Annotated in this window: 19 protein-coding genes and 1 riboswitch; of the genes, 9 read left to right on the top strand and 10 right to left on the bottom strand. The window is 61.1% G+C overall.

The window, feature by feature from the left end; all coding sequences use genetic code 11:
• Positions 1-3 precede the first annotated feature (3 nt).
• A complete protein-coding gene (locus ANTHELSMS3_RS17970) occupies positions 4-786 on the bottom strand; it encodes an MBL fold metallo-hydrolase (RefSeq protein WP_094036079.1) in 783 nt (260 codons plus the stop codon).
• A 160-nt stretch (positions 787-946) separates the two neighbouring features.
• A riboswitch (guanidine-I (ykkC/yxkD leader) is annotated at positions 947-1,061 on the top strand.
• A gap of 91 nt (positions 1,062-1,152) precedes the next feature.
• Here ANTHELSMS3_RS17970 and ANTHELSMS3_RS17965 point away from each other — a divergent pair.
• From ANTHELSMS3_RS17965 to ANTHELSMS3_RS17940, 6 genes are all read left to right on the top strand, one after another.
• Positions 1,153-2,211 (top strand): putative urea ABC transporter substrate-binding protein, encoded by a 1,059-nt coding sequence (locus ANTHELSMS3_RS17965; RefSeq protein WP_094036078.1) that lies wholly within the window; start codon positions 1,153-1,155, stop codon positions 2,209-2,211.
• A gap of 95 nt (positions 2,212-2,306) precedes the next feature.
• Positions 2,307-3,119, top strand: a complete 813-nt coding sequence (locus ANTHELSMS3_RS17960) for an ABC transporter permease (protein WP_094036077.1) — start codon at positions 2,307-2,309, stop codon at positions 3,117-3,119.
• A complete protein-coding gene (locus tag ANTHELSMS3_RS17955) occupies positions 3,116-3,886 on the top strand; it encodes an ATP-binding cassette domain-containing protein (protein WP_094036076.1) in 771 nt (256 codons plus the stop codon). Before ANTHELSMS3_RS17960 ends, ANTHELSMS3_RS17955 begins: the two co-directional genes overlap by 4 nt.
• Complete coding sequence (locus tag ANTHELSMS3_RS17950) at positions 3,867-5,117, top strand: agmatinase family protein (protein WP_094036075.1); 1,251 nt, start codon at positions 3,867-3,869, stop codon at positions 5,115-5,117. Before ANTHELSMS3_RS17955 ends, ANTHELSMS3_RS17950 begins: the two co-directional genes overlap by 20 nt.
• Before the next feature lie 5 nt (positions 5,118-5,122).
• Positions 5,123-5,512, top strand: coding sequence for a carboxymuconolactone decarboxylase family protein (locus ANTHELSMS3_RS17945; RefSeq protein ID WP_094036074.1), 390 nt, complete (start codon positions 5,123-5,125; stop codon positions 5,510-5,512).
• Positions 5,502-5,951 (top strand): hypothetical protein, encoded by a 450-nt coding sequence (locus ANTHELSMS3_RS17940; RefSeq protein WP_094036073.1) that lies wholly within the window; start codon positions 5,502-5,504, stop codon positions 5,949-5,951. Before ANTHELSMS3_RS17945 ends, ANTHELSMS3_RS17940 begins: the two co-directional genes overlap by 11 nt.
• 21 nt (positions 5,952-5,972) lie before the next feature.
• Here ANTHELSMS3_RS17940 and ANTHELSMS3_RS17935 read toward each other — a convergent pair whose 3' ends face one another.
• The 3 genes from ANTHELSMS3_RS17935 to ANTHELSMS3_RS17925 all read right to left on the bottom strand — a co-directional run bounded on the left by ANTHELSMS3_RS17935 (position 5,973) and on the right by ANTHELSMS3_RS17925 (position 9,939).
• On the bottom strand, positions 5,973-7,991 hold the full coding sequence (locus ANTHELSMS3_RS17935) for a DUF4214 domain-containing protein (RefSeq protein ID WP_157733562.1): 2,019 nt from the start codon (positions 7,989-7,991) through the stop codon (positions 5,973-5,975).
• Between the two features lie 95 nt (positions 7,992-8,086).
• Positions 8,087-8,881, bottom strand: a complete 795-nt coding sequence (locus ANTHELSMS3_RS17930) for a hypothetical protein (protein ID WP_094036071.1) — start codon at positions 8,879-8,881, stop codon at positions 8,087-8,089.
• The gene (locus ANTHELSMS3_RS17925) at positions 8,878-9,939 is read right to left on the bottom strand and encodes a GSCFA domain-containing protein (protein WP_157733561.1); all 1,062 of its coding nucleotides are present in this window, start codon (positions 9,937-9,939) and stop codon (positions 8,878-8,880) included. The genes ANTHELSMS3_RS17930 and ANTHELSMS3_RS17925 overlap by 4 nt, the downstream gene beginning before the upstream one ends.
• Positions 9,940-10,699: 760 nt before the next feature.
• Between ANTHELSMS3_RS17925 and ANTHELSMS3_RS17920 the strand changes: the two genes are divergently transcribed.
• Both ANTHELSMS3_RS17920 and ANTHELSMS3_RS17915 read left to right on the top strand, forming a co-directional pair.
• Positions 10,700-13,372, top strand: coding sequence for a Hint domain-containing protein (locus ANTHELSMS3_RS17920; RefSeq protein WP_254694771.1), 2,673 nt, complete (start codon positions 10,700-10,702; stop codon positions 13,370-13,372).
• 206 nt (positions 13,373-13,578) lie between these two features.
• Positions 13,579-13,965, top strand: coding sequence for a response regulator (locus ANTHELSMS3_RS17915; protein ID WP_094037220.1), 387 nt, complete (start codon positions 13,579-13,581; stop codon positions 13,963-13,965).
• Positions 13,966-14,006: 41 nt separating this feature from the next.
• Here the strand turns inward: ANTHELSMS3_RS17915 and ANTHELSMS3_RS17910 are convergent, their stop codons facing one another.
• Both ANTHELSMS3_RS17910 and ANTHELSMS3_RS17905 read right to left on the bottom strand, forming a co-directional pair.
• Positions 14,007-14,624, bottom strand: a complete 618-nt coding sequence (locus ANTHELSMS3_RS17910; RefSeq protein ID WP_094036068.1) for a nucleotidyltransferase family protein — start codon at positions 14,622-14,624, stop codon at positions 14,007-14,009.
• Between the two features lie 122 nt (positions 14,625-14,746).
• A complete protein-coding gene (locus tag ANTHELSMS3_RS17905; RefSeq protein WP_094037219.1) occupies positions 14,747-17,152 on the bottom strand; it encodes a GcvT family protein in 2,406 nt (801 codons plus the stop codon).
• A 283-nt stretch (positions 17,153-17,435) separates the two neighbouring features.
• Here ANTHELSMS3_RS17905 and ANTHELSMS3_RS17900 point away from each other — a divergent pair, with 283 nt between their 5' ends.
• Positions 17,436-19,856: a GcvT family protein gene (locus tag ANTHELSMS3_RS17900; protein ID WP_094036067.1), complete on the top strand. Its 2,421-nt coding sequence runs from the start codon at positions 17,436-17,438 to the stop codon at positions 19,854-19,856.
• A 119-nt stretch (positions 19,857-19,975) separates the two neighbouring features.
• Here ANTHELSMS3_RS17900 and ANTHELSMS3_RS17895 read toward each other — a convergent pair whose 3' ends face one another.
• The 4 genes from ANTHELSMS3_RS17895 to ANTHELSMS3_RS25835 all read right to left on the bottom strand — a co-directional run bounded on the left by ANTHELSMS3_RS17895 (position 19,976) and on the right by ANTHELSMS3_RS25835 (position 23,994).
• A complete protein-coding gene (locus ANTHELSMS3_RS17895) occupies positions 19,976-21,298 on the bottom strand; it encodes an HlyC/CorC family transporter (protein ID WP_094036066.1) in 1,323 nt (440 codons plus the stop codon).
• 143 nt (positions 21,299-21,441) lie between these two features.
• Positions 21,442-22,371 carry a site-specific tyrosine recombinase XerD gene (locus tag ANTHELSMS3_RS17890; RefSeq protein ID WP_094036065.1) on the bottom strand — a complete coding sequence of 310 codons (930 nt, stop codon included), beginning with the start codon at positions 22,369-22,371 and terminating at the stop codon, positions 21,442-21,444.
• Positions 22,368-23,855 (bottom strand): hypothetical protein, encoded by a 1,488-nt coding sequence (locus ANTHELSMS3_RS17885; RefSeq protein WP_157733560.1) that lies wholly within the window; start codon positions 23,853-23,855, stop codon positions 22,368-22,370. The genes ANTHELSMS3_RS17890 and ANTHELSMS3_RS17885 overlap by 4 nt, the downstream gene beginning before the upstream one ends.
• The gene (locus tag ANTHELSMS3_RS25835) at positions 23,845-23,994 is read right to left on the bottom strand and encodes a hypothetical protein (protein ID WP_198319837.1); all 150 of its coding nucleotides are present in this window, start codon (positions 23,992-23,994) and stop codon (positions 23,845-23,847) included. The genes ANTHELSMS3_RS17885 and ANTHELSMS3_RS25835 overlap by 11 nt, the downstream gene beginning before the upstream one ends.
• Positions 23,995-24,055 lie beyond the last annotated feature (61 nt).

Genomic DNA, 24,055 nt, shown 5'->3' with positions numbered 1-24,055 from the left:
GTTTCACGCCTGCCAGAGCGTCAGGTAGTGATCCACAATCTGGTGACAGCGGTCTTGGCCAAATACCGGATCATGGCCGCCCAGCACACGCTGGACCGGCAACGCCCGGATCCGGCGCAGCGTTGCGGCATAGGCGGCAACGTCCATTCCCGGCCCGTCGTAAATCAGCGGGCCATCATAGATCGCATCCGCGCCGAACAGCGTGCCGCTGTTGCCATGCCACAGCCCGACCTGTCCGGGCGAGTGGCCGGGCAGATGCAAAACCTCTGCCTGCCAGTCGCCCAGATCGACGGTATCACCGTCCTCGACCGTGCGGGTCGCGGGCGCGCCCTTGAGCGTGTAGGCGGCGGGATCATACCCTGCATGGGGCAGGGCATCCATCAGGTGCGGCCAGAGCGGAGGATAGCCCGCGTCTAGGAAAAGTGTGCGGAACGTGTCTGAAATACCAGCGGTGTCCAGGCTGTAGGGGGTGGGATGTGCCAGGTCTTCTGCCTCCAGCGGATGCACAAGCCGGATGTCGAACTCATGCGCGGCACCGATGTGGTCGACGTGGCAATGGGTGGTGACCAGGATCAGTGGTTTGGCCGGATCAGGGCGCAGCGCATCCACGACCGGCCGCAGCGGGGCGATGCCCATGCCGCTGTCCACGACCATGTCGGCCTCTGATCCCAAGACCAGAAAGATGTTGGCGGAAAAGATCGGGTGCACATGCGGTTCCGTCAGGCACCAGATACGGGCGTCGATCTGCTGAGTGCCGTACCACGGCGATGCGATGGGATATGTCATGGCCTGAGTTTTGTCCGGTCATAGGTCGCGCGCAATGCCCGCTGCCACATTTCGCACCATTGGACGAAAAAATAGCCTGTTTTTTGGGCGATGACGAGTTGCGCCGCCTGCGATTGATGCAACCCGCGTGACAACATAGCCCCATCCCCGATGCTGAAGACAGCAGGGTATCTAGGGTTCCGCCTCTTTTCTCCTCCCGGAGGGACTGGTCCAAGAGATGCCACCGACGGGGCAAATTCCCTGCCGGGACACGGCGGGGCAAAATCCCGGGAGAGCACTGCGCGTTGAGGTTTCACCGATCTCTCAAGTTCCGCCTCGGTGCCTCGATCAGCAATCAAAGGCGGGACGTTGCATGAGGGGACACCCATGTTTGCAAGACGCCAATTTGTGGCCACCTGCGCGGCACTTGCGCTGGCGGCGGCCACACCCGCCACGGCTCAGGACAAAACCGACTTTCGTGTCGCTTGGTCCATCTATGTGGGCTGGATGCCTTGGGGCTATCTGGACGAGTCCGGGATCATGGACAAATGGGCCGAGAAATACGGCATCACCGTCGAGATCGTGCAGATCAACGATTATGTCGAGTCGATCAATCAATACACGGCTGGTGCCTTTGACGGCGTGTCGGCCACCAACATGGACACCCTGTCGATCCCTGCTGGCGGTGGGGTAGACACCACGGCGCTGATCGTCGGCGACTTCTCCAACGGCAATGACGCGGTGATCGTCAAGGGCGATGGTGAATTGGCGGATCTGGCGGGCAAGCCGGTGAATCTGGTGGAATTGTCGGTCTCGCACTATCTGCTGGCGCGCGCGCTGGACAGCGTCGGCCTGCAGGAACGTGACCTTGGCGGGGTGCTGAACACCTCGGACGCGGACATGATCGCCGCATTTACCACTGCGGACGTAGAGGCGGTGGTGACTTGGAACCCGCTGGTTTCCACCATCCTCGAAGAGCCGAATGCTAAAAAGCTGTTCGACAGTTCCGACATCCCGGGTGAGATCATCGACCTGATGGTGGTGAACACCGACACGCTGGCCGCCAACCCCGATTTCGGCAAAGCCATGGCCGGCGCGTGGTACGAGGTCATGGGCCTGATGGCTGCGGGTGACGAGGCGGTCCTGACTGCGATGGCAGAGGCCTCTGGCACCGATCTGGCGGGCTACAAGGCGCAGTTGGATTCGACAGAGATGTTCTATGATCCGGCTGACGCGGTGGCATTCACCATGGGGGCGGATCTGCCCACGACAATGGTCAACGTGGCCGAATTCCTGTTCGACAAGGGAATCTTGGGTGAGGGCGCGCCAAGTGCTGATTTCGTCGGCGTGTCCTACCCGGACGGCAGCACTACAGGCGACCCGGCGAATGTCAGGTTCCGCTTTGACACCACCTACATGCAGATGGCGGCGGACGGCGCTTTGTAAGCCTTGCGCGGCCCGCTGATATAGGCGGGCCGCTTGTTGCCACGACGAACCGCGCCCCGGACCTGATCCGGGGCCTCTGCCCGCCGAGGATCACCATGCGCTGGATCAATCGAAAACCGGGACCGGCCTTGGCCATTCTGTTGGCCGCCGTGCCCTTTGTCGCAGTGCTGATCGTCTACATGATCGGATCGGAAATGCGGCTGGCGGTGAACCCGCAGGACAAGCTGTTGCCCGCGCCCACGACAATCCTATCCACCGCCGAACGGCTGCTGACCGAAGCTGACCGCCGGTCCGGAGAGATCCTGTTCTGGAACGACACGTTCGCCAGTCTGCGTCGTCTGGCATTGGGGGTGCTGATCGCGGCAACCACGGCGCTGATAACTGGTATCGGCATCGGCATGTTGCCCTACCTGCGCAAGAGCTTTGCGCCATTTGTGTCGGTGGTCTCTATGGTGCCGCCGCTGGCAATCCTGCCGGTCCTGTTTATCCTGCTGGGGCTGGGTGAGGTGTCCAAGGTGGCGCTGATTGTCATTGGCATCACCCCCTTCCTGATCCGCGACATGTCGCAGCGGGTGATTGACCTGCCCAGCGAACAATTCGTCAAGGCCCAGACACTGGGGGCGAGTTCCACTGCCATCGCGCTGCATGTGGTCCTGCCGCAGGTGCTGCCCCGCCTGATTGCCGCGGTGCGGCTGTCGCTGGGGCCCGCGTGGTTGTTTCTGATTGCCGCAGAGGCCATCGCGTCGGATCAGGGGCTGGGCTACCGCATCTTTCTGGTGCGGCGATATTTGGCGATGGACGTGATCCTGACCTACGTCGTCTGGATAACCCTGCTGGCCTTCTTACTGGATCTGGCGCTGCGGATGCTGTCCAAGCGAGCGTTCCCTTGGGATGGAGAGGCGCTATGAGCTACGTCACCATCAAGGGCCTGTCCAAAACCTATGGCAAACGCACCATCATTGAAAACATCGATGTCAGTGTGCCGAAGGGGCAGTTTGTCTCCATTGTCGGTGCCTCAGGCTGTGGCAAGACCACCTTTCTGCGGCTGCTATTGGCGCAGGAGCAACCCACGCGCGGTGAAATCCACATCGACGGCGCCCCCATGGCGCGCGAACCGGGGCGCGACCATGGCATTGTGTTTCAACGCTATTCGGTGCTGCCACATCAAACGGTTCTGAACAACTTGATCGCGCCGCGCGCGTTCCGGTCGTCCTTTTGGGGACGGTTGAGCCGCGCCGACCGGGCCGAAGAACGCGACAAGGCCCGCGCCACGTTGGCCCGCATCGGGCTGGAGCATGTGGCGGATCAATACCCCGCCGATTTGTCGGGCGGAATGCTGCAACGTCTGGCCATCGCGCAGGCGCTGGCTGGTGAGCCCAAGATCCTGTTGCTGGACGAACCTTTTGGCGCGTTGGATCCGGGCACCAAGATTGTCATGCACGATTTCCTGCAGGAACTGCGGGATCAAAGCGGCATGACCATTTTCATGATCACCCATGATTTGGGCGAGGCGTTCAAGCTGGGGGATCGCGTCTGGGCCTTTGACAAACCGGTCTGGGACGCGACCGACCCAGAAAAGAACGCCGCCACGATCACCTATGATTTCGATGCCCGCGATGATGGCATCCCCTTTCAGACACTCAAGGAGCGCACCCATGTTTTGCACCCCCGCTGACCGCCGCCGGTCTCACCATCCTGCCGACCTGATCGGCACGGACCGCCGTGCCCACCACCCGGACCTGACCAAACTGCAAGGCTGGAAATCGATGAAGGCCGAGGCGGATCTGCCCGAAGGCCGATGGGACGAAGAACGCCGTTGGGCGCTGCGCATGGGACTGACCGGGGCCGACAGCATCGAGGACAAGTCGATCCCCACATTTGCGCGCGGGGAACTGCCGCATTTCGCGGGCATCAATACCTTCCTCAAAGCGCCCTATGCAGAGGATGTGACAGAGGTCGGCGACTACGACGCCACGATCCTTGGCATTCCCTTTGACGGCGGCACCACCTATCGCCCCGGCACGCGGTTTGGTCCGCAGGGGCTGCGCAAGATCAGCGCGCTGTATACGCCGTACAACTATGAACTGGGGGTGGATCTGCGCGAGCAGATGACCCTGTGTGACGCGGGCGATGTGTTCACCATCCCGGCGAACCTTGAGAAATCCTTTGACCAGATCAGCCGCGCCGTCAGCCATGTGTTTTCCAGCGGCTCCTTGCCGGTGATGATCGGAGGAGACCATTCGATCGGCTTTCCCTGCGTGCGCGGTATCGCGGAATGTACTTCGAAAAAGATCGGCATCGTCCATTTTGACCGCCACGCCGACATTCAGGAAAAGGATCTGGATGAGCGGATGCACACGACACCGTGGTTCCATTCCACCTTGTTGCCGAACGTGCCCGCCAAGAACCTTGTGCAGGTCGGCATCGGCGGCTGGCAGGTGCCGCGTGAGGCGGTCAAGGTCGCGCGGGACCGCGAGACCAACATCATCACCATGGGCGACATGGAAAAGATGGGCATCGAAAAGACGGCAGAAATGGCGCTGGAAATGGCCTGGGACGGGGTCGACATGGTCTACATGTCATTTGATATCGACAGCATTGACTGTGGTTTTGTTCCCGGAACCGGCTGGCCGGAACCGGGTGGTTTCCTGCCGCGTGAGGCCTTGGCGCTGGCGTCCAAAGTCGCGGCAGAGGGGATCTGCGGCATGGAACTGGTCGAGGTGTCGCCCCCCTATGACACGTCAGACATTACCGCGCTGATGGGCACGCGGGTCATTGTTGATGTGCTGGGCAGCCTTGTCGCCAGCGGCAATATGGGCAAGCACACTCGTCATATCGACAAGCCTGTCGCCATCCCGCATGGCGAATTCGAGGGCAAACGCTGGCACGGCCGGACAAAACGGTAAACGACGTGTCAGAGACATTGGAAACCGGCCGCAAGCTGTCCGAACAGTTGAACCCCGGCATGGAGGAGGCGTTGACGCAGCGCTATGGCCACCTCTTGCCGGGCATGGCGCAAACCGTGGTCGACTACGCCTATGGCCAGCAATACGCGCGCCCCGGCCTGCCGCTACGCGACCGCTATTTGGCCACCATCGCGGCGCTGACCGCCCTTGGCGGCCAAACCGCGCCGCAACTGGCGGTAAATATCACAGGCGGGCGCAAGGCGGGGCTGAGCCGTGAGGAAATCGCTGAGGCAATCTGGCAGATGTCGCTGTATGGCGGGCTGCCGGCCGCGATCAATGCGCTGAATACTGCGCTTAAGGTCTTTGAACTGGAGGATGAAACCGATGCCGCATGACATCGTGAACGGCCATATCGGCCACCATCACCACCCGCATGATCACAACCACCCACATGATCACGACCACCTGCACAGCCATCTCAAACCCGAGGATCAAGCGGCGGAATTGCAGGTGCTGGCGACGCAGTTCATCGACGGCTTTGTGCAGGCCGCTGACAAAGCGTCGTATCTGCGACTGGCCGGTGTCCCGTTCGAGCGGCCCGGCGCGGGCAGCGATACGGCGCTGAAACTGGTGGATGTGGAGTTGAAGACCGAGTGGCAGGTGGGCACGGCCTCACCGTCCTTCGGGTCGCGCGAACTAAGCTATTTACCTTTTCCGGGTGAAATGGTGCGCGAGCGGGTGAACATGGAGCTGGTCTACGTTTCGATGGATGAGAAATCACTGTTGGACATTCGCCAGTTTCTGAAGGATCGAATGGACGGGCAGGGCGGCTGATCGCCCCGACCCTTGATCCTTTCAGATCATCAGGCCCTGATCGCTGAGCGCATCCATGGTCGCGTCTTGCAGGACAATGGTCACGCCTTCATCGTCAAAGATCAGATCGTCGCCCTGTTGGTAAAACTTTGACCGGGCGGCGTTGGCGTCAGCATAGCCAAAGGCAACAAGGTCCAGAACGTCCCATGCTTCAAAGTCGGTGATGATATGGGTGCCATCCGAGGAGGGTCTGAAGACGAAAGTGTCGGACAAGTCTCCGCCCGACAAGGTGGAATCCCCGGCACCGGGGTCCAGCACGTCATCGGGGCCAAGCGCGCGGGTCCATGCCTCTAGATCCTGTTCCATCATGCGCTGGAATTCGGGGCTTTCGGCAAAGTGTGACACCACAAATTCACGCGTTGCCCCATCGTCCAGATACGCCTGCCAGACCGCCTTGCCGTTTGCGTCAGAGGCGCGGTCCAGCACGTTGTTATATAGCATTTCGACAAAGGCATCGTCTGAGAGCGACCCGTAGGTGGCCTGAAACTCGGGGCTTTGGACAAAGCCGGTAATGACGTTGAAGTAATTGGCCCCATCCGCCAGTTGTTCGGTCCAAAAGCCATAGCCATTGGCATCGGGCGCCCGCGCTAGGGTCGCCTGATAGAGGCGAAAGGCCTGCCCGGCATAGGTGGTCGATGCACCGTCCTCATGATCGCCATACAGCACATCGTCGCCATCCTGACCCAGCAGAGTATCGGCCCCGGTCTGTCCCAACAGAGTATCCGCTCCGCCACCGCCCTCCAGCAGATCGCGCCCGCGCGCGCCGTCCAAAAAATTGGCACCCGCGTTGCCGATGATGTGGTTGTCATAGCCATTGCCTGCGCCGTCGATATTGTCACTGCCGGTCAGGATCAGATCCTCGACCTCTGGGGCATCGGCCCAGAGACGGTAGGAGACAGACGAATTGATCAGGTCGTGGCCCTGACCCTTGTATTCGATCACGACGTCGTTTGCGTCGTCCACGAAATAGACGTCGTCCCCAGTGCCGCCGATCAGGGTGTCGGTGCCGTTGGTATCCTGCAAGGTGTCGTCGCCGGCCATGCCATAGATCACATCATCGCCCCAGGCACCGTTCAGCGCATTGTTGCCGCTGTTGCCTGTCAGGATGTTGTCTGCGCCGTTGCCGGTGCCACTGAGGTCGGCATTGCCCAGCAAGGTTAGGTTTTCCAGAGACATGCCGTAGTCGCGCAGCGCAAAAGAAACGGATGCCCGAACAAGATCAATACCGGCGTTGTCGGCCTCGACGATGGTGTCGCCGCTGTGGTCCACGATAAAGATGTCGTTGCCGCTGGTGCCCACAAGTCGATCTGCACCAGAGGTGCCTTGGGTGTTTGCGCCTCCTTCGCCGCCTTGCGTGTCCATCTGGACCAGCGCGCTAACTAGATTGTCGGCCAAGGCCACGCTGGCGGCGTCCGAATAGTGCAATCCGTCTGTGAACATCTGGGCGGGTGCGATGCCTGCGGCGGTCAGGACAAGATCCGGTTGCACGGTGACGATCCCGGCGTTGTCAGCACCCAAGCCTATCAGCTCTGCCTGTATGGCGTCCCAGAACTGACGCTCGGGGGCGGCAGGGGCGTAGTCGGACAGACCGGAAATCACGATGGGCGCATCTTCGACCCCGGTGAGGCGGTTGCCCATGTCCGAGGCGACCTCTGCGCGGAACTCTGACATCAGCGCATGGAAATCGGGGGCATAGTCGCCCGGCGTGCCCGATTCATCGGTGTCGCCTTCTCCCTGCACCCAGATCACCCCGGCGACATAGCCGTCCGGCGTCGCGCGCAGCGCGGCCACGGTTTCGTCGACAATGACAGCGCGCATCTCGCCGGGGGTTTGCCAGTCTGTTTTGCCATCGCGCGCGCTGGTCAGTGGCGCGCCGGACGAATAGGCGCGTACCAAGATGTATTTCCCTGCGCCATAGGTGGCGTCCAGCGCATCCTGAACCTCACCGGCGATCCGGCCAGCATTGCTTTGCCCGGCCAGCACGATAATGGGGGTTCCCACAACTCACCTCCAAATTCCCACAAAGGGGAATTTGGCAAGCGGTCCTTAACGCAGCCTTTGGAGTCTTGACGAGAGTGTTAAGGATTTGAGGCGGTTTAACCGGGTCTGGCCAAGATTGCTCGCAGGTCGCTTAGCAGGCGTGCGCCCAGTGCTGCGTTGCCGTGCAACACGTCATTGCTGTCCTGCCGGGTGCCATTGGACAGCCGTGGCCCGCCCCGCATGAAACCGGCCTGTGTCAGGCATCCGTGGGACAGCGTGTCGGCCGGTTGCGGCAGGTAGGTGGTGCCGGAAAGCGGGGTGAGCCCTGCGCGATGCGCCGTGATCAGATCAGCGGCCAGCGCCGAACCGTCGCCATGGCGCAGCAGGCGGCGAAAGATGGGATACGTCCCGTCCTTGTCCAACAAGGCGTCCGAAGGGAACGGCTGAGCGATCACAACAACCGGGCAAGGCGCAATAGACGCGATCCGCGCGGCCAGTGAGGTCTGGCAGAGTCCGGTTAGTGAGGCGACATAGGCGGCGCGGCTCAACAGTGGTCGGGTCTTGGCCGCGGGTGCGTCGGTGAGAGCTTTTGCAATGGAATGCGCGCCCGATGGCCAGCCAGTGACACTGTGCCCCTGTTGCAGGCGAGCAGCTGCAAAGGCCGAGGGCACAAGCCCGGCAATCGCAACTGCGTCGAAATCGGCAAGGTTCAATGTGTCTGGCATGCCCATCTCGGCCAGCCTTGCGTGCATGTCCACAGATGCGGCACGCAGTCGGGGGCCGTCCAACGCAATGTCCCCGGCCACCAGTCCGGGTTTGGCAAAGACCGTCAGGTTTTCGCCTGCCGGGTCCAGCCGGTGCGCCGCAATCAACATTGCCGCGTGCGAGTCGCCGATCAGGCAAAGCTTCAACGGATTTGCTCCGGCGATGCGAATGCTTCCAACAGGGCCTCTTCGCAGATGTCTTCTTGCGGTGCCGGTTCAGATTGCGGGTCAGAGATCACGATGTCCGGGCGTGGAACGCCACCCAATTCGGGATGCGCGCCAAAGAAGACCGACATGACCGTTGCCACACCCTCGGCTGTCACGGTGCGCAGGTTGTCGTTGTAGAACTGAGCGCCAAAGGGGTTGCCGGTGATGATCTCATAAGACGGCACATAGTCTATGTCCGGGTCCAGTGCGGCGACCTCTCCGGCGACGGCGCGTAACACGGATTTGGAGTAGGTGGTCGCCGACAGGATGTGATCCCCGCTGGCGGTGGCTGTCAGCGGCACGGGCGAGACGGTCAGCAACACCTTCAGTTCCGGGTTCCAAAGGCGCATCCGCGCGATAGCCTCTGTCAGGTCTTCATGAACCTCGGCAAAGCTCTGGTTGACGAAGACGTGCTGATCAGGATCGAAATGCCCGCCTAGCACGCCCGGCGCGGTGGGAAAGACCAGCCCAGTGGCGCGATCTGCCCAGCATTCGGTCAACCCGAGTGTAAAAACAAAAACATCCGTTTCGTCGAACATTGCACGCACCCGGCGCAGGTGATCCCGGCGAAAGGCACATAACTCGGCCTCAGTCTGAAACCCATCGGGTTCCACGTTGGGCCGCAGTGCGTCGATCCAGGCGTCTCCGCGCCGCCATACGGCCGCGTCGTGCACGGTTGCGTTTTCTGCGTCCTCCAGAAACTGGCGCAACTGGCGTGCGGTGTAGACGTTGCCGTAGCGCGCCGAGAAAAGACCGTAGCCGTACCGCCGGGCGACGTCGGCGGGCATCAGTGCCGGTGCGGGCTCTGCATCGACCAGTGTCAGGGTCGAAGCGCGGACGTAGGTGGCGATGTTCTGGGCAAAACAACTGCCCGCCGTGGCGATCCGCAGCCCGGGGTGCAGGGCGACCTTGGGGGCATATAACGCATCCAGACTAAAGTCCGCGCTGTCGCGGCATCGCTTCCAGAAGGCCGGCGTCGGAAGGGCGGAATAGGGCATGACATCACCGTACGTCAGACAGGGTGCGCAACTAAGGCTTTTTCGCAGAATTGATGTGGCGGAGCGAAATGGAAGGGCATCGGGGCAAAATCGACATTTTCGTCGAATGATTCGTACTTCCTGCCCCGATGTCTGGTGTCTGCATTGTCCAATCGCGCAAGGGTTGCAGGATTGGTGCGTGAGTGCGGACAGTGCCAGCAAAAATGTGGCGACAAAAAGGCAACCCATGGGGCCGAAATGCGGCGTGCGGCAAGGTTCTCGGAATCTGAACAGTTAGCTTTCAGTTTGGTCGGTAAGCGCATCATTTGGGGGCTTGCTGTTGATAGGCGCTAAATGTTGTGTTTGAACGTTTCCATTTTGGAAAAAGTTGCGTGATCAAATGGGGGCAATTTCAAGGCGAATTCGCCGAAAGTTGGCGAGGAAAGGGCGCAATTGCCCCTCTTTGTACAATTTTCCACTTCTCTGAATGAAGGGCGCGCCTTAATGATTTCCCCAAGCCCAACTGGGGGGTGAAGTCTGCAGGCCACGGGGGCGGCCGCTGAACCGCTCGCATCTTGCGATGCGAAGTGAAGCGAGGATGGAGAATCCATCCGTGCCGAAATGGCATCTCTTTTCGCGCTTTGACGCGACAGGGAGCACCGCGATCACTTCGTATCGACGCAACTTGGCGAGCAAGTAATGAATTGGGCGGTGCTGCGCGCATTGTCGGCGCTACTGCGCACGGGGCATGCCCCCATTTGAAGTGAAAGAGGGTCGTAATATGGCTGATTTGGTCTTGGAATGGGGTGCATTGGGTCCGTTTGGCACCAACCTGGCAGACGCAGACGGTGGTGTTTCTGCCAGTGTTGATACCGGCGGCGTCGCTGTCGACATTTCTTACGACGGGCTGAGCGCGGGCAGCAGCGCCTTTACCTTCAACGCGCCCGGCTACGTTGCTCCGGATGAGACATTTTCGAACCAGTCATTTCTGAAACTGTTCGGAGAAGGCACAGGCGCGGCGAGTGATACATCGACCACCGTGCTGGACTTTCGTGCCACGGACACTTCGTTGTATTCCGACGCGGCGCAAAATGTTTCGTTCCGCATCAATGACATCGACACCGGCGTGGGCGGCGATTTTGCCGAAGCGGGCGGCGGTTTCCAGGATGTTGTCAACGTTACCGCGCTTGACCCAGATGGCAATCCGGTTCCAGTCACGCTAACGCTAGGGTCCGGTGTCACCAACGCGGGTGGGGATCTGACTGGAACGCCCGAAACCGGTTTCGAAGACGCCACGACCTCTGTTCTGGTCGAGATCACGGGACCAGTGGCCAGCATCCAGATTGAATATGCCAACGGCGCTGTCAGCCAACAGGGCGTGACTATCACTGATATCGAATTCTCAACTGTAGACGTGGACAACGGCCCGCCGGACGCGGTTGATGACACGGCAACCACCACCGTCGGTGAGCCTGTGACGCTGGATCCGCGCGACAACGACACGGACCCGGATGGCGATCCGCTAACCGTAACTGGCGTCACGCCTGCAACCAACGGCACTGCGGTGCTGAATGGCGACGGGACGGTGACCTATACGCCGAATCCAGGCTACACTGGGACGGATACGTTCACCTACACAATCACCGACGGCATCGACACGGACGAGGCCACGGTGACGGTCGAAGTCACCGACGACGCTGAACCGCGCATCGACACCGATGTCTTCCCGGTTGCGCCCGGCGATCAGCTGCTTGACCCGCTGAATGGGCTTGATCAAGACCCCGATCCGCTGGACGATCTTGACAGCATTGTCGGCGACGGTACGGACGAATTGATCGAAACCGGCGACGACGCCGATACCATTCTGGCCGGCGGTGGCAACGACACCGTGAATCCGGGCATCGACAACGACTATGTCGAACTGGGCGGCGGCGATGACTCTCTGTTTGATGTGCAGGGCGCTGACACCATCTTTGGCGGCAGTGGCAACGACACGATCATCGCTGGCACCGACACCTTCTCTGACTACGAAGGCGACGACCCGTCGTTTGCACCCGGCACACCGTTGAATGGGCTTGGCTTCACATCTGACCCGAACACGGAAGACGGACGCGACTACGTCGAAGGCAACCTTGGTGACGATTCCATTGCCACTGGCGACGACGCAGACACTATCGACGGCGGCGGCGGGAACGATACGCTGGATGGCGGTATCGACGACGACTCGATCATGGGCGGGCAGGGCGACGACCTATTGATTGGCTCGCACGGGTCGGACACTCTGGACGGCGGTCAGGGCAACGATACGCTGGATGGCTCCAACTTTGCGTCTCTGGAACTGACCGACGACATCGACCCCAACACCGAAAACGACCGTGACTTGCTGCAGGGTTTCCTGGGTGACGACTCGTTGATCGGTGGCGACGATGACGACACGTTGCAAGGCGGGTCGGGCAATGACACGTTGGATGGCGGCATTGACGATGACATCCTGATGGGTGGCAACGACAATGATGTGCTGATCGGCGGACAAGGCAATGACACGCTGAACGGCGGGTCGGGGGTCGACAGCATCAGCGGCGGGTCGGATCGGGATGTGATCATCGTCGACAGCGCGGCTGACGGTATTGGTGACACAGTTGACGGTGGCTCGGGTGGGTTTGTCGATCAGACCAACCCTGAAGATCCGCCCAACCAGGACTACGACATTCTGGACCTGTCTGGTGTGGGAGCCGAGGGTGTCGATTGGCGTCTGGTCAACGAAGTGGCAGACAGCAACGGTAACGGTCTGGACGGAACCATCGAATTCCTCGACGGGTCTGGCGCTGTCACCGGCACCATGGACTTTTTCGAGATTGAGGAAATCGTACCCTGCTTTACCCCCGGCACGCTGATTGCGACGCCGCAGGGCGAACGTCTGGTCGAGGATCTGGCCGTCGGCGACCGAGTCATCACCCGTGACAACGGCATCCAAGAGATTAAATGGGTCGGCCGCAAGGACCTGACTGGCTTTGATCTGGCGCGCAAGCCGCACTTTAAACCGATCCTGATCCAGCAGGGTGCCTTGGGCAACAACCTGCCCGAACATGACATGCTGGTGTCACCCAACCACCGCGTTCTGGTGGCCAACGACAAGACGGCGCTCTATTTCGAAGAGCGTGAGGTTCTGGTTGCGGCTAAACACCTGACCAGTCTGGACGGTGTTGATGAGGTTGAGGCCAATGGCGTTGCCTACATCCATGTGATGTTCGAAGGCCATGAGGTGATCCTGTCGAACGGTGCGTGGACCGAAAGCTTCCAGCCCGGCGACTATAGCCTCAAAGGGATCGGCAATGCGCAGCGTCAAGAGATTCTGGAGCTCTTCCCGGAACTCGAGCACGCAGAGGGCCTCAAGGCTTATGCCTCGGCGCGCCGGTCGCTGAAAAAGCACGAAGCCGCGCTTTTGACCAAATAACCGGGGTTCCCGGAACGAAATATGCAGCGCTGTTCCGGGGCGCGATCCTTGCGTCCGGAACGGAAGACCAGAAGACGGGGCGGCCTTGTGCCGCCCCGTTTTTGTTTGCGTTGGAGCGCCAGAGTTTCAGTGCAAATTTAACGGTTTACGAAATCTAAAACGGTTTCTGTGACAGATGCGGGCTGGCGTTCTCAAAGGTGATTGAAATGTCTGGGGATCAGGTCTGCTTGATTGTGGATGATGTTGAATTCGACAGGCGCATGATGCGCCGAGTGATGGCAAAGCACTGCCCAGAGATGCCGCTGATCGTTGCCCGCAATCTGGGTGAGGCGCGCGCGCGTCTTCGGTCGGAAAACGTGTCGATCCTGTTTCTCGACAACGCCCTGCCAGATGGAATGGGGGTCGATTTTCTATCCGAACTGAATGCGGACAAGACCCTCAACCATGTTCCGGTGATCATTGTCAGCGATTTTCCCTCACCATTTATGTACGCCAAGGCGCAAGCCGCACAGGTCTGTGAGGTTTGGTCAAAACGTGAATTTATCGGCTCTGCGGTACGGCGGGTCATGCAGAAACATGTACGGCTTCACTGATCACAGAAACCGCACCTGCTAACATGCTGTCGTAGAGGGTTTTATCCGATCAGGCAGGTGTCTTTGTGGGCTTCGCGCCAGGCTGTCCATGCTTCCGGCGTGTCCAGATCGATCAAGGCCCGGCGACCGGGCAGTACGACGTGCCGCAATCGGTGTGCATTCATTCGCAGGATCTCACGCGCACCATGGTCACCGGTCAAGGTTTGCAAAGCCATGAAGCAATCCGCAGGGAAAAGCACCGGATGACCTGGCGTTCCATCCTCGGTCGTGGCCTGCTGTAACATCGGGTAAGGGGTGGATTGAAAACTCTGGATAAGCTTCTGAATATCCTCGGTTTCAATCTCCGGCATGTCGGCAGGTAGGATGACCACCGCCGTGATATCACGCGGAAGGAATCCCACACCCCGGCGGATCGAGGCAGACATGCCCAAATCTGAATCCGGCACCTCAATCACTTGCACCGGCAACCCTTGGAGGACCGCGGCGCGCGGGTGATTCCAGTCTGGCAGCGTGACTGCTACATGGGCACCCGTGGCCTTCGCCCGCAAAGCCTGCCGCCGCAAGAGCGGCAAGCCGTCGATGTTTTCCGTCAATTTGTCCAGTCCGCGCATTCGTGACGACGCGCCTGCGGCGGGGATGAGAATCGCAATATTCAGCATGACGCAGACCTTACCACAGGTAACGCAAGAATGTGGCGCATGTTGTGTCGCATCCGCAACTTTTTGTGTCGCGCGCTCCTTGGACCGCTACATGCTGCGGTGCCGCAATGCGAGTGCGGCATTCACCCGCGCATTCTTGCACCGTCCTTGTCGAACAGTGGTTCGGCGATCAATTTGGCGGACCGCATCTGGCCAAGGATCTCAATGTCGACGCGTAGCCCGGGGGTCGCTTTTTCGCGTGGTATCAGTGCAATAGCCACTGATTTTTGCGCAAAGTGTGAGTAGCCGCCAGAGGTGCAAAACCCCTGAACCTCGCCGTCTATCCAGACTGGCTCAAAGGCGTTGACGTCTGCGTCCATAGCATCGACCTCAAAGGCCACGGATACCCGTTGCGGCGGTGCAGCGCGCTCTGCCTCGGCTGCTGAACGCCCTATGAAATCGCCCTTTGCCCACACTATGAAGCGGTCCAGCCCCGTCTCGGCGCAGGTGTAGTCGGGTGAATACTCACGCCCCCAGGAACCAAAGAACTTGTCCAGTCGCAGCGACATCATCGCCCGCATGCCGAAAGGTTTCATTCCAAACGGTTCGCCCGCCGCCCAAAGAGTTGCCCATAGATGTCGTTGCGCCATCGGATCGCAGTAGACCTCAAACCCCAGATCGCCGGTGTAGGACACGCGCTGCACCAGGCAATCGGTCATGCCGATCACCATGCGCCGCGCATCCATGAACCGCATTTCAGACAGGTCAGAGCGGGTGCAGGCCTGCAGAATGTCTCGTGCACGGGGGCCGGCGATTTGAAATCCGTTCAGCTTATCACTTATATTTTCGATGGTTACGCCGTCTTCCTGATGTTGCAAGAACCAGCGCATGTGGTAGGCCTGTGCCCCGTAAGAAGCGGTCAACTGGAACTCTGCATCTCCCAGACAACTGACGGTGAAATCGCCAACGATGCGTCCCGCCGGGGACAGCATAGGGGTCAATGCTAATCTCCCGATCTTGGGGATACGGCCGGCCATGATCCGATCCAGCCATGCACGGGCATTAGGGCCAGTTACGCGGTACTTGCCAAAGTTGTGCACCTCATTAATGCCCGCCGCCTCGCGCACGGCGCGGACCTCATTCGCAGTTGCGTCCCATGCGTTGGACCGGCGGAACGAGGGCGTTTCGAAGCCCGGGTCTCCGGCGGGTGCAAAATAATTTACCACTTCTAGCCCGTATTGCGCACCCCAGACCGCGCCCATACCGTCAAATACATCGTACATCGGCGTTGTGCGGTTGGGTCGCGCGGCGGGAAGCTCTTCGTTGGGATAGGAGACAGAGAACCGTTTCTGGTAGTTTTCGATGACTTTGGGCAGGGTGTAGCCCGCAGAAATCCAGTCGCCAAAGCGCGCCACATCCATCGCGCCGGTGTCGCGTTCACACTCCCCATGAACCATCCACTGCGCCAGCATCAGGCCGACGCCGCCACCCTGGCTAAACCCGGCCATGACACCGCAGGCGGACCAATAGCCGCGCAAACCTGGGATCGGGCCGACCAGCGGGTTGCCGTCCGGCGCAAAGGTAAATGGTCCGTGGATAACCGATTTCACCCCCGCGCGTTCCAGTACAGGAAAGCGTTTGTACGCAAATTCAATGCTTTGTTCGATCTTGTCAAAGTCATCAGGCAACAGTTCGTGACCAAACTCCCAAGGCGTGCCATCCACTGCCCAGGGGCGGCAGGGTTGTTCGTAAAATCCGATGCACAACCCGCGGCCTTCTTGCCGCAGATAGCTTTCCCCGGCTGGGTCCATGACATGCGGGTGCTCGCTGTCGCGTTCATAAATCTCGGGCGTTTCTTCGGTGACCAGGTATTGGTGTTCCATCGGGTGCAGCGGCAGATAGACACCGGCCATAGCGCCGACTTCACGTGCCCAAAGACCGGCGGCGTTGACCACATGTTCGGTGTGTATGGTGCCTTTGTCTGTAACCACGTCCCAAGTGCCATCTGGACGAGGTTTGGTTTCCAACACTTTGGTATGAAGACAAATTTCTGCACCGCCCATGCGCGCGGACTTGGCATAGGCATGGGTTGTCCCCGAGGGATCAAGGTGCCCGTCCAGCGGGTCATATAGCCCGCCAAGAATGCCGTCGAGGTTCACGATCGGCGCGATCTGTGCGATTTCGTCGGGCGTGACGATCGCGGTTTCCAGTCCCATGTAGCGATGCTTGGCGCGTTCTGCCAACAGCATGTCAAAGCGGTCCTTGTTGTCCGCCAGTGTCACGCCGCCAACGTGGTGTAACCCGCAAGACAGGCCGGTCAGTTCTTCCAGCTCTCGGTACAGCCGGATGGTATAGCCTTGCAGCGCAGCCATGTTGGTATCGCCGTTGAGGGTGTGAAATCCGCCCGCAGCATGCCATGTCGATCCCGAGGTCAGTTCCGACCGTTCCAGAAGCATGACATCTGACCAACCCAGTTTGGTCAGATGATACAGGACGGAACAGCCGACAACGCCGCCCCCGATAACAACAACGCGCGTGGTGGATTTCATGATCGTCTCCCAGAACCTGCTTGCCTTAGCGGTGGCAGGGCGCGCGGCGGCGTGCAAGACCGTCTGCGACGGGAGATGTCGAAAACGGGCGCTGGTGGTTCCAGTGGGGCGCGCCACCCGCCAATTTTGCAGCACGCGGCCGAATTTACATCGGGCCGGGCCGCGCAGAAGTTTGGTCGGCTTGCGCCTTGTGCAGCCGCGACGTCGGATGTCGGAAACCGGCAACCTTGCCACGCGGTGCCGTCGCATCGTCCGGACACAAGGCAGCCTAGGGAGATTTGTCATGCGCAGCCACGCTCAGGCCGTTGTCATCGGGGGCGGCGTCATCGGATGTTCGATCCTTTACCACCTGACCAAGCTGGGCTGGGCCGACTGCGTCCTGCTGGAGCGGGATGAGCTGACATCAGGGTCCACATGGCACGCAGCGGCGAACATTCACGGGCTGCATGACAGCACCAATATCTCCCGCCTTCAGCACTATACGATGAACCTTTACAAGGATCTGGAAAACGAGACCGGGCAAAGCTGCGGGGTGTTCCAGGCTGGATCACTGTACCTTGCGCAGACCGAGGCGCGCGAGCATCAGCTGCGACTGCAAGCCGCCAAGGCCAAACTCTACGGGATGAATTTTCATGAGATCGGCGTTGATGAGGCAGAGCGCCTGCATCCTTTGGTCGATTTCACCGGTATTCGCTGCATCATGTTCGAACCCGATGGCGGTAACGTCGATCCCTCTGGGGTGACAGCGGCCTATGCGGCGGGGGCGCGCCAGCGGGGCGCTGAGATTCACCGCTTTACCCCCGTGACGGCGACCGAACAGCAGCGGGATGGCACATGGATCGTGCGCACTCCGAAGGGTGACATTCACACGCCTTGGGTGATCAACGCCGCCGGTTTGTGGGGGCGTGAGGTGGCGGCGCTGGCGGGCATCAAGCTGCCGCTGCAGCCGACAGAGCATCAGTATTTCGTGACCGAGACCATCGCAGAGATCGCCGCGATGGACCGCCGATTGCCCTCTGTCGCGGACCGCGACGGTGAATATTACCTGCGGCAAGAGGGCAAGGGCCTGCTGATCGGGGCCTATGAGCGGGACGTGCGGTTGTGGGCCGAAGAGGGCACACCGCTGGACTTTGCGCATGAGCTGTTCGCCGACGATCTGGACCGGATCGAGGACAACATGATGCGCGCCATCGACCGGGTGCCCCTGGTCGGGTCAGCGGGGATCAAACGGGTGATCAACGGGCCGATGATCTGGTCGCCGGACAGCAATGTGCTGATGGGGCCGGTGCCGGAACTGTCGGGCTATTTCTGCTGCAACGGGATCATCCCCGGGTTCTCGCAATCCGGCGGTATGGGGTTGATGGCGGCGCAGTGGATCATCGACGGAGAGATGCAGTACGACATGTTCCCGTGGGACATGGCGCGGTTCGGGGACTGGGCGGATGAGGCTTTCACCAAGGCGCGGGTCAAGAACCAGTACGCCCACCGCTTTGCGATTCACTTTCCGGGTGAAGAGCGTGAGGCCGGGCGGCCTGTCCGCACGCGTCCGGTGTATGAGGCACAACAGGCGATGGGCACAAAGTTCGGTCTGAACTATGGTTGGGAGCATCCCGCCTATTTCGACGCCGATCAGCCCGACATTCCCGGGTTCACCCGGCAGGGTTGGTGGCACAGTGTGGGGCGTGAGGCGCGCGCCCTGCGCGACACCGGCGGCATCATCGACATCTCGAACTTTGCCAAATACCGCGTCGCTGGGCCGGGGGCAGAGGACTGGCTGAACGCGGTTTTCGCCAATCGGATGCCGCGCAAGGTGGGGCGGTCCTGTCTGACTCCACTGATTGGCAAGCGTGGCGGCATCGCGGGCGATTTCACGGTCACCCGACTTGCGGAGGATGAATTCTGGGTGATCGGTTCCGGTATGGCCGAGCGCTATCACTTGCGGTTCTTCCGCGAAATCCCGTTGCCCGAAGGCACCGAATTCACCTCGATGACAGAGGCGATGTGCGGCTTTAACGTGGCCGGACCGCGGTCGCGTGAAATGTTGGCGCGGCTGACCAATGCGTCTCTGGCGACAGAGGATTTCCCCTTTATGGCCTCCCGCTGGATCGACATTGCGGGCGTGCGCGTCTTGGCGTTGCGGGTGTCTTTCACAGGCGATCTGGGGTGGGAGTTGCACTGTGCGACGGTGGATCAGGCGCGCCTGTATCAGGCGCTGCTGGACGAAGGGCAGGGCATGGACATCGGCCCTGTCGGCAGCCGCGCATTGATGAGCCTGCGCATCGAAAAGGGTTATGGTTCATGGAGCCGGGAATACTCGCCCGAATACTGGCCGCAGGAGGTGGGGCTGGAGCGCCTGTGCAAATTGGACAAGGATTTCCTGAACAAAACGGCGCTGTTGGAGGTGATCGACAACCCCGCGCGCGAAATGCTGGTGATCCTTGCGCTGGATGAGGACGCGGTCAGCGCCTCAAACGCCGACGCCAGCGGCGGAGAGCCGATTTTCCGCGACGGGCAGGGCGTCGGGCGCGTCACCTCGGGGGGCTATGGTTATTCGGTTGGGCGCAGTCTGGCGCTTGGTTATGTCAAGGCGGGTCTTGCGGGGACGGGCGACCGGGTTGAGGTCATGGTGCTGGGAAAACCCCACGGCGCGGTGATCCTTTCTGAACCGCCATTTGACCCCGAAGGCAAACGCTTGCGGGCGTGACTGGGCCGCGCGTCACTGCGTGGCGCTCTGGCTGATCATCTGACGGAGGTTGGCGATCACGTCGAGCGTTCAAACGTGGCTGTCGCTGCCTGCCTGTCGCGGCGGCGACCTCTGCAGGATCAGCTGCCCTCGGGCGCCAATGGGCGCACCTTTAGTCGGGTGATCCGGTTGTGCTCGCGCGCCATGACCTCGAACCGGAAGCCGTGAAAGCTGAACACTTGCCCCATGGTCGGGATCATCTGCGCCTCGTGGATCACAAGACCCGCGACGGTGTTCGCCTCATCGTCGGGCAGGTTCCAGTCGGTCGCGCGGTTGAAATCGCGGATCGTCATCTGGCCGTCGATCCAATAGTGGCCATCCTCGGCCTTGCTGATCGGATGATCCGCATCTGGGTCGAATTCATCGGTGATCTCGCCGACGATTTCCTCAAGGATGTCCTCAAGCGTGATCAGCCCCTGCAACGCGCCGTATTCGTCCACCACCAGCGCAAAATGGGTGCGGCGACGCAGGAACTGGCGCATCTGTTCATCCAGAGAGGTGGTGTCGGGCACGAAATAGGGCTTCATCGCCACATCCGTCACCTTGAAGTCGGCAATGGCGCCGGCCATCGTCTGATCCTCATCCACCAGCCGGTACATGGCGCGCAGCAGATCCTTGGCGTGGATCACGCCAAGGATGTTCTCAGGGTCATCACGGAAGACGGGCAGGCGGGTGTGACTGCTTTCAAGGCACTGTTGCAGGATCTCCTGCGGGCGCGCATTGGCATCCAGCATCTCGATCTTGGAGCGGTGCAGCATGATTTCTTCGACCGTCCGGTCGCTGAGATCAAGCGCGCCCAGAATGCGGTCGCGGTCTTCCTTTTCGACCACGCCTTCGGAATGGCCCAGTTGCAGGGCCCCGGCAATCTCTTCGCGCACTGCCAGAATGTGGCTGTCAGGATCGGTCTTAACCCCGACAATGCGCAAAAGCGCCCGAACCAGCACGCGTACCGCCGAAACCATCGGCGCGAAAAGCCGCACAACCAACGCGATGGGGCCCGACACACGGGCGGCGGCGGTTTCCGGATTGGTGATGGCATAGGTCTTGGGCAAAACCTCGGCAAAGATCAGCACCACAAGGGTCATGACAGCGGTGGCGTAGACCACGCCGCTTTCGCCCAGAGCTTGGGTAAAGATCATCGTCGCCAGCGCTGTAGCGAGAATGTTCACAAGGTTGTTGCCCAACAGGACAGAGCCGATCAGCCGTTCGTTGTCTTCGGTGATCTCAAGAGCACGCTCTGCCCCGACGGACCCCTTGTCGGCGGCGGCCCGCAGCTTGCCCCGTGACGCAGCCGTGAGCGCGGTTTCCGACCCAGAAAAAAAGGCCGAGAGCATGATCAGACCGATGATCGAGGCGGCAGTGATCCAGAAGGCGGCGTCAAGGGTTTCGGGCGTGGCATCCATGTGGGCGGTCCTTTGGGTTTGCCCGGTTATGGGGGCGCTGGAGGGCGCATTCAAGGGGGGCGTTTGGTGCTGGGGCGGTGTTCGGCGCGCGTCACGGCCTGCGGCCGCAACATTGCCCCGCCCACCGTCCCCGGCCGCAAGGCTCAGGGATCTTTGGCAAGGGGATGGTGTTCGAGGACCAGATCGCGCAGTCGTTCTTCGAGGACGTGGGTGTAGATTTCCGTCGTGGCAACATCGGCATGGCCAAGCAGGGTCTGGATGGCGCGCAGATCGGCCCCGTTTGCCAACAGGTGTGTGGCAAAGGCGTGCCGCAGGGTGTGTGGGGTGACCTTGTCCGGTGAGACACCGGCCTCTACCGCGAACTCCTTGATCAGCATGTAAAAGGCATGCCGGGTCAGGTGTCCGGCCTTGCCGCGCGACGGAAAGAGTTGTGGTGAGTGCGGCTTGCCTTCGGTGTGCGCGGTGTCGTCCTGCGCGTCGCGGATTTGCAACCAAAGTGACAATGCCTCCCGCGCGGGGGGCGAAAGAGGCACCATGCGTTCCTTGCCGCCTTTGCCCCGGATCAACAGCATACGCGGATCGCCGCGCGCGGCGGACACCGGCAGAGAGACCAGTTCAGTGACCCGCATTCCGGTGGCGTACAGCAACTGCATCAGGCAGGCGTTGCGGGTGCGGTCGCTTTCGGTGCGCCCATGCGCCTCGGCAGCGTTTAGCAGGCGGTCGACTTCTTCGACCGACAGCGTCTTGGGCAGACGTTTGTCGCGTCCCGGTCCGGCGATCTGCAAGGCGGGATTGTCGGTGCGCAATCCCTCTTCAAAGGCGAATCGAAAAAGCTGTTTCAACGACGACAGCCGCCGCGCGCGGGTGGCACGTGACAGTCCCTGTCGGTCACAATGAACCAGATAGGCCTCTATCGTGTCCTCGGTGGCTGTGTCGAAATCCTTGCTGTTGTCGTGCAGCCAATCCCGCGCATGGGCCAGATCGCGGTCGTAGGCGGCAAGAGTGTTGGCCGCAGCCCCGCGTTCGGCGGCCAAAGCCTCCAGAAACAGCGGAACCCAGCGGGACGGCGTCACCGCCGCGCCCTTTCGGCATCAAGGATCATCAGTTCCAATGCCGCGCGCCGGGCCAGATCCTCTAACCCGAGGCTGCGAAAACTGGCGATGGCGTCGGTCAGATCCTGCCCGTTTCCAGCGGAACCGGAGGCAAACAGAACCATGGCGCGCAAGATCACTTCTCCCAGTCGCCCCTCGGCCAGTTGGTCGCGCAGGACCGACGGCATCGGAGCGCCGGAAAACCCGTCGGCGACCGCTTGGGCATGGGGCAGATCGGCAATGTTGGCGGGGGCCTGCCCCTGCGCGATGGCGGACAGAAAACGTGTTTCCGCGCTGTCGTCCGTCAGACCCAGCGCAAGGCTTTCGTAGGACGGCGACAATAAACCGGCGCGTCGGGCAATCCCGGCGGCGCGCCCCTCTAATGTGAGCCGTGCCAGCCGTTCGCCATAAAGTTCGGCGAATGGCACCAGCAATCGACCCGATGCCATTTGCGGCCAGACCTGTTGCAGTTCCTGTGCAACCGTGTCCGGTGCGCCGCGCCCCAGTGCGCGCTCAAAGCCCTGTAGGGCATCGACCCGGTCCCAGACACCGCCAGAGGCGGCGGGTTGGCGCAGCGTATAGATGCCCAACAGTCGGTTGGCGGGGAGGCTGCCCGCGCGCGCCAGTCTTTCGGCGGCCTGGATCTGGGTCCGCCAACCGTTGTCGCCGGACAGGTCCAGCACCGCGTATTGCAGCGGCAGAGGTGCGGTGGGCAGCGGCTCGCCAAGTGCCTCGAACAGGCGGAACTCCAGCGGTGTGGGGCGAACCGGCGGCAGCAATTGGCCGCCATTTCCGGCCTCTGGGTCCAGAAACCGGGTCAACAATTCGGCGCGGCGACCGGACAAATCACCCAGTGTCTGGGCGCTGTGCAGGACTAGCGCGGCGCGGCGCCAGTCGCCGTTGCGGGCCGCGCAAAAGATCCGCAGGCTGAGATCGTTGCTGAGCCGAGGTTGCGCGGCCAGCGCACGGCAGACCGGCTGCGATTGTCCCAGCAAAAGTGCAAGGTCGGCCCAGATCGCAAACAGTTGCGGATCCTGCATCCCAGTGATGTCCAGCAGGGCCAGCGCCTCTTCCACCAGTCCCTGTTCTTCGAGCCACGTCAGGCGCGCAGTCAGGTGGGCCAGATCCCGGTCGCCGACTGGCGGTTCGGCCTCTGCCAGCATCATGACCCGCATATGTGCGCGCAGGGCGGGGACGGGCAGATCCAGCGCACGGATCAGGCCCTCTAGCGTGGCGGGGTCAGAACCGGACCACAACGTCGATGGCAGGCCGGTGACGCGGGGGGCCAGCAAACCTGCGGCACCCGGGTTGGGCGCGGCCAGTGGCGCCGCCTCGACCCGGGGCGGAGTCGCGCTTTGCGCGACTGGGTTGTCTTGGGCCCAAAGGTCGGTTCCGCCTGCCACCGCCACGCAGAGGGCGAACGTACCAGCGGTCCAAGAAATTACCCGACAAGGGTCAACTGTCATCGAGTTGCACCGGCATGCGGCGTTCGAACTGTTCTGGTCCGAAATCGGCCCCCAAGATCGGCCCGATGTAGGCATAGACGACCAGGGCCAGAAAGCCGAGGACAAGCAGATAGAATAGCCATTTGATCAGTCGACCCATTTTGTCCTGTCCCCGCCTCGTCTTTTTTGAACTTATACCTAGCCTTTTTGTCGCGATCACG

This window comes from Antarctobacter heliothermus (genome assembly GCF_002237555.1).
GTDB lineage: Bacteria > Pseudomonadota > Alphaproteobacteria > Rhodobacterales > Rhodobacteraceae > Antarctobacter > Antarctobacter heliothermus_B.
This window is presented reverse-complemented; position numbering and strand designations above follow the sequence as displayed.

Bases quoted from the DNA above. Each gene is read 5' to 3' on its own strand.
- ANTHELSMS3_RS17955 (WP_094036076.1), top strand. From the start codon at position 3,116: ATGAGCTACGTCACCATCAAGGGCCTGTCCAAAACCTATGGCAAACGC.
- ANTHELSMS3_RS17910 (WP_094036068.1), bottom strand. From the start codon at position 14,624: ATGCTGAATATTGCGATTCTCATCCCCGCCGCAGGCGCGTCGTCACGA.
- ANTHELSMS3_RS17950 (WP_094036075.1), top strand. From the start codon at position 3,867: ATGTTTTGCACCCCCGCTGACCGCCGCCGGTCTCACCATCCTGCCGAC.
- ANTHELSMS3_RS17900 (WP_094036067.1), top strand. From the start codon at position 17,436: ATGCGCAGCCACGCTCAGGCCGTTGTCATCGGGGGCGGCGTCATCGGA.
- ANTHELSMS3_RS17960 (WP_094036077.1), top strand. From the start codon at position 2,307: ATGCGCTGGATCAATCGAAAACCGGGACCGGCCTTGGCCATTCTGTTG.
- ANTHELSMS3_RS17920 (WP_254694771.1), top strand. From the start codon at position 10,700: ATGGCTGATTTGGTCTTGGAATGGGGTGCATTGGGTCCGTTTGGCACC.
- ANTHELSMS3_RS17905 (WP_094037219.1), bottom strand. From the start codon at position 17,152: ATGAAATCCACCACGCGCGTTGTTGTTATCGGGGGCGGCGTTGTCGGC.
- ANTHELSMS3_RS17965 (WP_094036078.1), top strand. From the start codon at position 1,153: ATGTTTGCAAGACGCCAATTTGTGGCCACCTGCGCGGCACTTGCGCTG.
- ANTHELSMS3_RS17885 (WP_157733560.1), bottom strand. From the start codon at position 23,855: ATGACAGTTGACCCTTGTCGGGTAATTTCTTGGACCGCTGGTACGTTC.
- ANTHELSMS3_RS17925 (WP_157733561.1), bottom strand. From the start codon at position 9,939: ATGCCCTATTCCGCCCTTCCGACGCCGGCCTTCTGGAAGCGATGCCGC.
- ANTHELSMS3_RS17940 (WP_094036073.1), top strand. From the start codon at position 5,502: ATGCCGCATGACATCGTGAACGGCCATATCGGCCACCATCACCACCCG.
- ANTHELSMS3_RS17895 (WP_094036066.1), bottom strand. From the start codon at position 21,298: ATGGATGCCACGCCCGAAACCCTTGACGCCGCCTTCTGGATCACTGCC.
- ANTHELSMS3_RS17970 (WP_094036079.1), bottom strand. From the start codon at position 786: ATGACATATCCCATCGCATCGCCGTGGTACGGCACTCAGCAGATCGAC.
- ANTHELSMS3_RS17915 (WP_094037220.1), top strand. From the start codon at position 13,579: ATGTCTGGGGATCAGGTCTGCTTGATTGTGGATGATGTTGAATTCGAC.
- ANTHELSMS3_RS25835 (WP_198319837.1), bottom strand. From the start codon at position 23,994: ATGGGTCGACTGATCAAATGGCTATTCTATCTGCTTGTCCTCGGCTTT.